This is a genomic window from Thermogutta sp., from assembly GCF_039793925.1.
GTDB lineage: Bacteria > Planctomycetota > Planctomycetia > Pirellulales > Thermoguttaceae > Thermogutta.
On sequence record NZ_JBAMME010000198.1, the window covers coordinates 1 to 8,045 of the forward strand.

7 protein-coding genes and 1 tRNA gene are annotated in these 8,045 nt (G+C 55.3%); 2 read left to right on the forward strand and 6 right to left on the reverse strand.

The features are described from left to right. Both ABJK56_RS07230 and ABJK56_RS07235 read left to right on the forward strand, forming a co-directional pair. Positions 1–1,440, forward strand: a 1,440-nt coding sequence (locus ABJK56_RS07230) for a DUF6288 domain-containing protein (protein ID WP_347243995.1), incomplete at its 5' end; no start/stop codon positions are given. A 270-nt stretch (positions 1,441–1,710) separates the two neighbouring features. Then, a complete protein-coding gene (locus ABJK56_RS07235; RefSeq protein WP_347243996.1) occupies positions 1,711–2,715 on the forward strand; it encodes a hypothetical protein in 1,005 nt (334 codons plus the stop codon). A gap of 778 nt (positions 2,716–3,493) precedes the next feature. Here the strand turns inward: ABJK56_RS07235 and ABJK56_RS07240 are convergent. From ABJK56_RS07240 to ABJK56_RS07265, 6 genes are all read right to left on the reverse strand, one after another. Further along, positions 3,494–3,721: a hypothetical protein gene (locus ABJK56_RS07240; RefSeq protein ID WP_347243997.1), complete on the reverse strand. Its 228-nt coding sequence runs from the start codon at positions 3,719–3,721 to the stop codon at positions 3,494–3,496. A 20-nt stretch (positions 3,722–3,741) separates the two neighbouring features. Next, the gene (locus tag ABJK56_RS07245) at positions 3,742–4,359 is read right to left on the reverse strand and encodes a sigma-70 family RNA polymerase sigma factor (RefSeq protein WP_347243998.1); all 618 of its coding nucleotides are present in this window, start codon (positions 4,357–4,359) and stop codon (positions 3,742–3,744) included. Positions 4,360–4,400: 41 nt separating this feature from the next. Next, entirely contained in the window at positions 4,401–5,753 is a 1,353-nt protein-coding gene (locus ABJK56_RS07250; RefSeq protein ID WP_347243999.1) for an FHA domain-containing protein, read from the reverse strand. A gap of 15 nt (positions 5,754–5,768) precedes the next feature. After that, positions 5,769–6,431 carry a hypothetical protein gene (locus ABJK56_RS07255; RefSeq protein ID WP_347244000.1) on the reverse strand — a complete coding sequence of 221 codons (663 nt, stop codon included), beginning with the start codon at positions 6,429–6,431 and terminating at the stop codon, positions 5,769–5,771. Positions 6,432–6,527: 96 nt separating this feature from the next. Then, positions 6,528–7,334 (reverse strand): hypothetical protein, encoded by an 807-nt coding sequence (locus ABJK56_RS07260; protein WP_347244001.1) that lies wholly within the window; start codon positions 7,332–7,334, stop codon positions 6,528–6,530. A 559-nt stretch (positions 7,335–7,893) separates the two neighbouring features. Beyond that, a tRNA-Ala gene (locus ABJK56_RS07265) sits at positions 7,894–7,966 on the reverse strand. Between the last annotated feature and the right edge of the window lie 79 nt (positions 7,967–8,045).

Genomic DNA, 8,045 nt, shown 5'->3' on the forward strand with positions numbered 1-8,045 from the left:
GGGGCTGTCCCTTACGGCGACCACCATCCCTGGATTGAAACACACGAAGACAACGGCAAATGTGGAATGGCTGCGGTGATGTTCAATCTGCTGGGTGACAAAGAGGCAGCAGAATTCTTCTCATGGATGAGTCTCGCTTCACACGGTGCCGAGCGTGATTGTGGCCACACGGGAAACTTTTTTAACATCCTCTGGGCCATGCCAGCGGTGGCGCTTTGTGGACCGCACGCTACAGGGGCCTGGATGGAGGAATTTGGTGCATGGTACTTTGACCTGGCCCGGCGCTGGGATGGGACGTTCTGCCACCAGGGCCCTCCGGAGATGACGAACGACAAGTATGCCGGATGGGATTGCACAGGGGTCTACCTTCTCGCTTATGCGATGCCGCTGAAAAGACTGTTTCTGACAGGAAAGCAGCCTTCCGTCGTACAGGAGCTCAAATCTGACCAAGCCCGGAGCATCATCGCCGACGGACGTGGATGGACAAATAAGGATCGCAATAGCTTTTATGATGCTCTTTCCGAAGAAGAGTTATTGCAGCGTCTGACAAGCTGGTCGCCGGTTGTGCGAGAGCGCGCAGCTCTGGCCCTGGCTCGGCGGCTGAAATCACCTCCCGACATGTTGGTGCAGATGCTTGAATCACCCCGGCTAGAAGCCAGATACGGCGCCTGCCAGGCTCTGGTACATTTTAAACAGGCGGCAGCTCCGGCCGTTCCTCAATTGATTAAACTACTAGGCCACAAGGATTTGTGGCTGAGGGTAAAAGCCGCCGAAGCCCTGGTAGCCATCGGTCCCCCAGCAAAGCCAGCACTTCCCATATTGCTGGAGCGTCTTTCCCAAGGCCCCTCAAAAGAGGATCCTCGCGGCATGGAACAGCGATATCTTGCCTATGCGCTGTTTGACTCGCCCCGCAAGCTCCTGGGGAATTCACTGGATGGTCTGGACCGGGATGCATTTTATAAAGCGGTTCGCGCAGGACTGCGCAACGAGGACGGAAGAGCGCGCACAGTAATCAGTTCCATTTACGAGTCACTCTCTGAAGAGGATATTCGACCGCTCTTACCCGATATTTATCGCTCTATTATGGATCCCGCCCCCAGTGGCATCATGTTTGCCGATGGCAGCCGCCTGGCAGGTCTGCGAGTGCTGGCCAAATACCACGTTGCGGAGGGGATGGAAGCATGCGTGAAATATGCTGAGACCCAGAATGCCTGGGGAAGCGAGACGCGCACGGCGGAATTGATGAAAATCCTGGTCACATACGGTGCCGATGCGCGGCCTTTGATCCCCCGGCTGGAGAAACTCGCCGAACGCTTCGAAAAGGGAGAACCGGACTTCCCGCTTGCATTAAGCCAGCAAAAAGCCAAAGCCGTTCGCGAGGCGATTGAACTCATTAAAAACTCCCGAGACCTGCCACCTTTGGTACATCTTTATCGATGAATCCAAACGCTACGCAAGCGTTAGTGCATCGTCGTGGGGATGACAAACAGAAACTCCGTAGTGACTGGACCGAGTTAGGATGGTGCCGTGAGCAACTGGCAAGCGCGACGAGTGAATTCCCCATCCCGTCGGCCTTGCTTGCCAATGACTTGCATCGCAGCTAGAATCTGCTACCTGGGATTGTTCCCGCATCTGAGTATCGACCAAGACGGCAAAGGGCCACTCGCGTCTCTGCAATAGAAGTGTCGGCAATAGAAGGAGGCAGCGGTTATGTCACAGTGGGCGCTATTCTGGTTGCTGTGTACACTATCCACCGCCCTCACTGTTGTGGGCGGCGCGCGCGGTGAAGCCGCCGAACAAACACATAGTTTTGATATCAAATTTGATATCAAAGGCGCTCCTGGCCAAAGGGCGGTGCAACCAAACGCGAAAGAACTTCTCCAGGCCGAGAAAGTCCTTGATGAAGTTTTCGGGCGAGAGATAGTCAAGGCCAAATCGTCGACTGAGAAAGGGAAACTGGCCAAAGAGATTTTGGAAGCCGTGCGCGACGAGCAGGATTTGGCCGTAAAGTTCGCAGGCTTGCAGATAGCACGCAGGTTGGCCATCGAAGCCTTGGATGGCAAACTCGGTCTGGAAATCGTTCGGGAGATTGTTCAAAACTTTGAGCCCGCAGAGGAAATTCCTGCTACCGACCGACTGACCGAGGGCGATCGGCTTTGGCTAAGCGCAGAAAAAGCCCAAGGGCGAGACAGACTATCCAAACAACTAGAAGCTATAGAATGTTGGCTCTATAGCGACATAAAGACCGGCTTGGTGGCGAAAAAGTGGGAGCTGCGAGTTCAGCAACTGCAATCTGCTTCTGCGTTGATCACCCTAGACTGGAAAAACGCTCTATTGCGAGGACAACATCTTAAATATGATACCAGACAGGATAGTATCAGTGGTTGGTGTTACCCGCAAGAATACATTGAATGGCCAGTTGATCTCGCTGCGAGAAGCTACGATGTGGCTTTGCTTTACTCTTCTCGAGGCAATGCTGGGGGTTATTTAATGGCCATTTCTCTGTTTACAACTACCAATTACTATCAGCCCTTGATGACACTACACACTGAACTCATTTCTACCGGAGGATGGAACATCTATGCCGAAAAAAGTTTTGGAATAATCAAAGTACCTCGACCAGGGAGGTATATTTTGCGTGTCCACGCAATTCGTCGGCTTGGGCCGGATTTTGAACCATGCCTCGTGAATGTACGGGCGGTTTTTTTACGATAAGCTGGTTAAAACTCTGCTCTCTCTTCAGGCACCTACCTTTGAAAGTGTCTGTATACCACCGCAAGTCATGACATGACATTGCGTTGAATCTCAATAAGCGTTGCTTTCCAAAGTGCGTACAGTCTGCATTGCTACAATTCAAGGTTTAAGTCTCTGTCTCTAAATTGATGATATTCTCCAGAATGTGGAAGTGTTTTCACCGTTACCTCTCCAGCGCGCCCTCGCAGTTTCGATGCCCCAAGGCATGGGGTGCTGTCCGAGTGTCGCTCCCCCATTGCATGGACAACAGCTGAAGATAATCTCCCTGACCTCGGCCTTGGCAGTAAGCTTGCGCAACCAGCAACGACGATCTTACAAGTTCCACCAGCCTCTTCGCGGCGACGGTGGGCCTATGTAGGCGCCACTTGCGATATCGATTTTTTAGCAGACTTCTCTTTTTGTCCGCGATCAGTTTTCAATACAAAGGATGCAAGAAGTGAGTTCAAACAGTGATTAAAACGACATGTCGGAACTAGATGACGTCGAAAAGGGATGGAAAACAAGGCTCGGCCTTGCGCGTCGGAGTGGGTTTTGGATGGCCACTGGTTTGGGCACGACTATCCCTTTATCCGGCGCTGCTGCGAGTTTCTAATCTGTTAGCGAACTGAGAGGGTGATCTCTTTTCCCAGGCGGCGGCCAATGGCGCAGTCCGGTGGATCATTCTGCAAACTATCGGCAACTGGCTGACTATTTTTAAAGCACGCGCCCAAAGCGGGCTAGACACATGCCAGCACAGCCGCTAATCGGAAGTGGCGCGTTGCATCGTTTCGCGTTCCGCCCGGCAAATCGGGCAGCGAGCCTCTTCCACGTGATACCGTACGTCGCGCAAACTTGCGTCATCCGGATTGGCAAAATAGGCCGCCAGCCGCTCCGGGCTGGGGCACATCGCGCCCAGTTCTGCGATGACCCACCGTACCACGTCGCCCAGGGTCTTTAATTCCGGTGTGTTACTCGCGCCTTCTTGCATGATTAACTTTTCCCAGAAGTTTACTGCCCTCCATACAGAGTAAGAAAAACGGAGCGCTCGACATCGCGTTCCGTGACGCGCTGCCGTACCCATTCCCGGGCCTGGTGAAGCCACTGATGGACACTCTCCGGAGACACCCCCATGGCCTCAGCAATCTGGGCGGGACTTTGACCATGCAACGACCGTTCGTAGGCCTCCTTGATGCCGAGTCGCTGGGGTCTCTTTTCACACCAGCGACAAAACTCCACGAGCACGTCGCTGAGGAGAAGCCCCTGCCGGCGACGACGTTCCTGTTCGATGGCATAAGTCGCCGGCGATGGTCCTGTATCTATTGGTTCGTTCCTTTCCGGCGTTTCCGAATCGAGGTCTTTTTTGTTAGTGAGGCTATAAAGAATCCGCCGTTCCATGGACCGCAGCCGATCGATGGCCCGACTGCGGACTAGCATCCTCAGCCAGCTCTCACAGTTTTTCGGAGCCTGAAAATCCGCCGACGCCACCTTCGCCTGGAGTTCGAGCCAGATCTCCTGAAGCAGGTCATCCACGTCGTGCGCCAGGCGGGGAAAGGCAGCTCTGGCGAACCGCTCCAGCTCTTTGCGACATCGCATGAACACATTGAGAACTTCAGCCCCGTGCGTCATCCATCACCTCGCCAAAGAAGAGTTACATTCCGACGTCATAACTAACACTGGCGAAAGATCAGCGTTACCCGGTCAAGTTGCTGACGCTCAGCGAACATGTGTCCCAACCGTTCCGCTTCATCCCATTGAGCCTCGATAACGAGCCGGCTGGGCAGATACACACAGCGATCGCTCGCAATCCACGTGACGCCTGGGATTTCGGCCCAGGCCGAGCCACCCTGGACATCCCAGTGTAAGCCTTCCTTCTCCCACCGCAAGATGAGACCCTGACAGGGGAGATTGCCGCGAATAATATGGGCTGGGGCATGGGGGCGAATGGACAGTTCATCCACGAAGAAAACCGCCCGCCTCACTGTTTCACCCGTGCTCGGCACTAGCACACTTCCCGTGGAATCGGGCAGCGCCTCCCAGAGGGCAGTCAGGGAACCGCTGATGGGCAACCGAAACCGCCAGCGACATCTATCCTCACCCAATTGCACGACGTTCCCGTCTTCCAGTCGGTACACGTCGGTTACGTTATGACCATCAACTTCGACAGGACAGGGCTCCCCGTATTTATCACGACAAACCACGAGTTGCCAGCCCTGGCGATCCCGCAGCAGTACCGCGTGGCGGCGATGAATACGTCCCAAAATGGGAAGATGAACTTCCTCCCGAGAGGAACCAACGACAATTTCTTCACCCAGCAGTATCATGCCTACCCCTTCCATCAGCATCTTTTCAGAGCGGCTCTGCACTGGCCTAGCCCGGTCCACGGCCGGATGACTGCCTCGAGCGGCCAAACTGGCCAGTTTTCCGGCAAGCTGCTTCACCTGCGGTGCTTGGCGTGCGATCTCGCGGAGTGTCTCCCAATGATGGCGAGCCAGGCCTTCATCCCCCCGCTCGAGAGCCTCCTCGCAAGCCCGAACCGCCATCTCAAACCGCCGTTGGCCAAGCCGGATTTCCTCAATTGCTGCCGCCAGTTCTCGCCGACCCTGCGTTTCCCACCGAGCCAAGAGCTCCAATGCTAGGGTGAACTCTCCGGCCTGCGCCAGCCGCCTCGCCTCACTCACCTGCTCGTGGATTTTCGCTTGCTCCTCAAGCTCCCGCTCCTGTTCTCGCTTCTTCTCGGCCAAGGCCTGGACGGCGTGCTTCTGCAATGCGAGGGCCTCCCCTTCCAAAGCCGTGCACTGGCCGGCGATGTCAAGGGTTTTTATAACAAGCTCCCACTGGCCCGCCTCGGCCTCTCGAAAAGCCCGGGCCATCAGTTTCTGTCCCACTTCCACAAGCAGTCGGCGAACTGCTCGATGTTCCCGGTTTTTCGATCTCAGCAGAACGCGCGCCGCCTCTTCCAGTTGACCCTGCCGCAGGCAGTCGCGGGCAACCTTGCATTCCAGTGGATCGAGCCAGCCCATCGCGGCCTTTCCCTGTCAACCAGTAAGCCAAAGAGCACTGATCCAGATCGCCGAAGCCACGCAAGCCAGGACCAGTATGACCATTGTCACAATCAATCCGCGATAATAGCCACGCGTCATTCGGTCCAGACCCACCATCGCTACCACCGCCAAAACCGTGCTGGCAATCGTTGCCATTAACGCGAGTAGCCCTTTCTGCCAGTACCGCGCTCGATAAGCTTTCAAACGGGCGGACCATTCGCTGAGCACCGAATAGGGAATTGTCACTGTCACTTCCTGCTCTGCAATCCAGCCATAGTCTCTGACGTCGCTGGTTTTCTTAACCCTTTGAGTCACGCCCGGCTGAGATGTAAGCCAGGCCCACTCCGTCACCACTGCCGAGGTCGACAGATCCACCCCCGCCAGCTCCTGAGCCATCTGGCGCACCATTTCCTTGTGCTTCTCGGTTGCTACCCGCTCTGCTTCACGTTCGGCGTCTGCTTGGGTCAGCCCCGGGCACCGCCCGGTAACTATCACCAGGCGCCGACCCTCCCCCTGGGAGAACTCGTCCGTCTGCCGAGTGCTTTGCCCGTCCTTGTTCGGTGCTTCCACAGGGATTTCACTGCCCGTCAAAGCTCCCGCCAGAAACATTGGCCAACACAATGTGATGACGAACAAAACAACTTTGCTGTTGACCATAGCGTTCCTCCCAGAGTTGTTTTATTTCGGAAAATCGGGCGACAGGGACCGTGGCTGTCGATCCCTGCCGCCCTCACGCGGATTTCTCATCTGGTTTCACGTGCCCTGGTTGGCATCCGGGGACTTATCGGATTGATCTCCAAACATCGCGTCGAATCGCTCGGTAACCGGCCGGTCGTCCACTTCTATAGGAATCTCGCCTCCCGGATTTTGCTCGTTCTTAAGCATCCGCTGGGCGACTCGAATTCGCGTCTCAATCTCCTGCGCGAGTTCCTTCGCCTGTCCGAGCAGGGATTGATCGATCGCCACAGTGCCTGCAGCCTGGTTCGCCTCCAACACCTTCAACTGGCTTGCCAGCGATTCGGCTTTGAGCTTGAGCTGGTCGTATTGCTGGCGATAGGCATCCACTTTTTTCTTTGCACTCTCCAGGTGACTTTGTCGCTCCACCAGAAGTTGTTTTTTCACCTCCAACTCAGCCTGGCGGGCCTGATAGCGGTCCATCCGCCGGGCAAGGTCCGCCTCCACCTCGCTTCGTTTAAACACATGCCCGGCAAATTGATACTCCGACTTTCCTTGCCCCAGAGCCTCCCGGAGCTTCTTCATCTCCACAAATGCCTGAGCTTGTTCCTGTTCTAACTTCGCAATCTCCTGCGCAAGATTTTCTGTCTCCACCTCCAATTGGGCAACAACGCCCATGTTTCGCCGAATCTCGGGTTCCAGGTCATCCAGTAATCCATTGAGACGCTTCAGCTCAAATGTAATTGGTGTTGCTTCGCGGATTGTGCTGCCAATCCCCCGCCATGCCGTCTTAATGTAACTCCATGTGGTCCCCAAACCCAAACTCCCCACCACGAGAACCGCAATCCCACCTGTAATCCACCACGGCGTCTTGACCTGCAACATGGTTCACACTCCTCTCCTTCAACAGTTTGACCGAAAAGGAATTCGACTGCCCATCCCTGTCCAGCGTTTCCTGTGGTTGCCTTTCCTATCTTGGAAGACGAGTCACGCGGGCAAATCTTGGAAAGAATTTTTTCGTGATTCCATTGAAAAAGACTTGACATCGCAACGTGGTTGCATTTTACAAGGGCGGAAATGGCAGGGCCAACGGATACCCGCCTGACTGGTCCAGCCGCTTCGTACAGATCGTCACGAAGGCGAAGGCTCGATGTTATGGATTGCGCCCTTCACCTGGACAGAAACCCTCGCAGAGAGTCGCAGCGCGCTCGGAGGAATGGATTATCTCACCCTGAACAGCGGCCCTAACGGAGGGACACGTTTATCGTGGCCGCATCGGGGGGAGACGAAATCCGACGAACCACTCGCCCAAAGAGCGCCTCAGCGGCTTCCCATCGAAGAGGAAAAGAGGACACGATAAAGAACTTTCGGCCGGGAATGCCCATGAAGGGCGACATTCCGCAACCCGATGGGCGGCGGAACTTCTGTCTGGGAGCTAACTTAATGGAGATGATCGGACTCGAACCGACGACCTCCTGCTTGCAAAGCAGGCGCTCTCCCAACTGAGCTACATCCCCACACTACGCCAAAGTGAAATCCGCCAACAAGGATCGCTAATAAGACCCTGTCGGCTTCTTCATTCTCGGCCGATTTTCC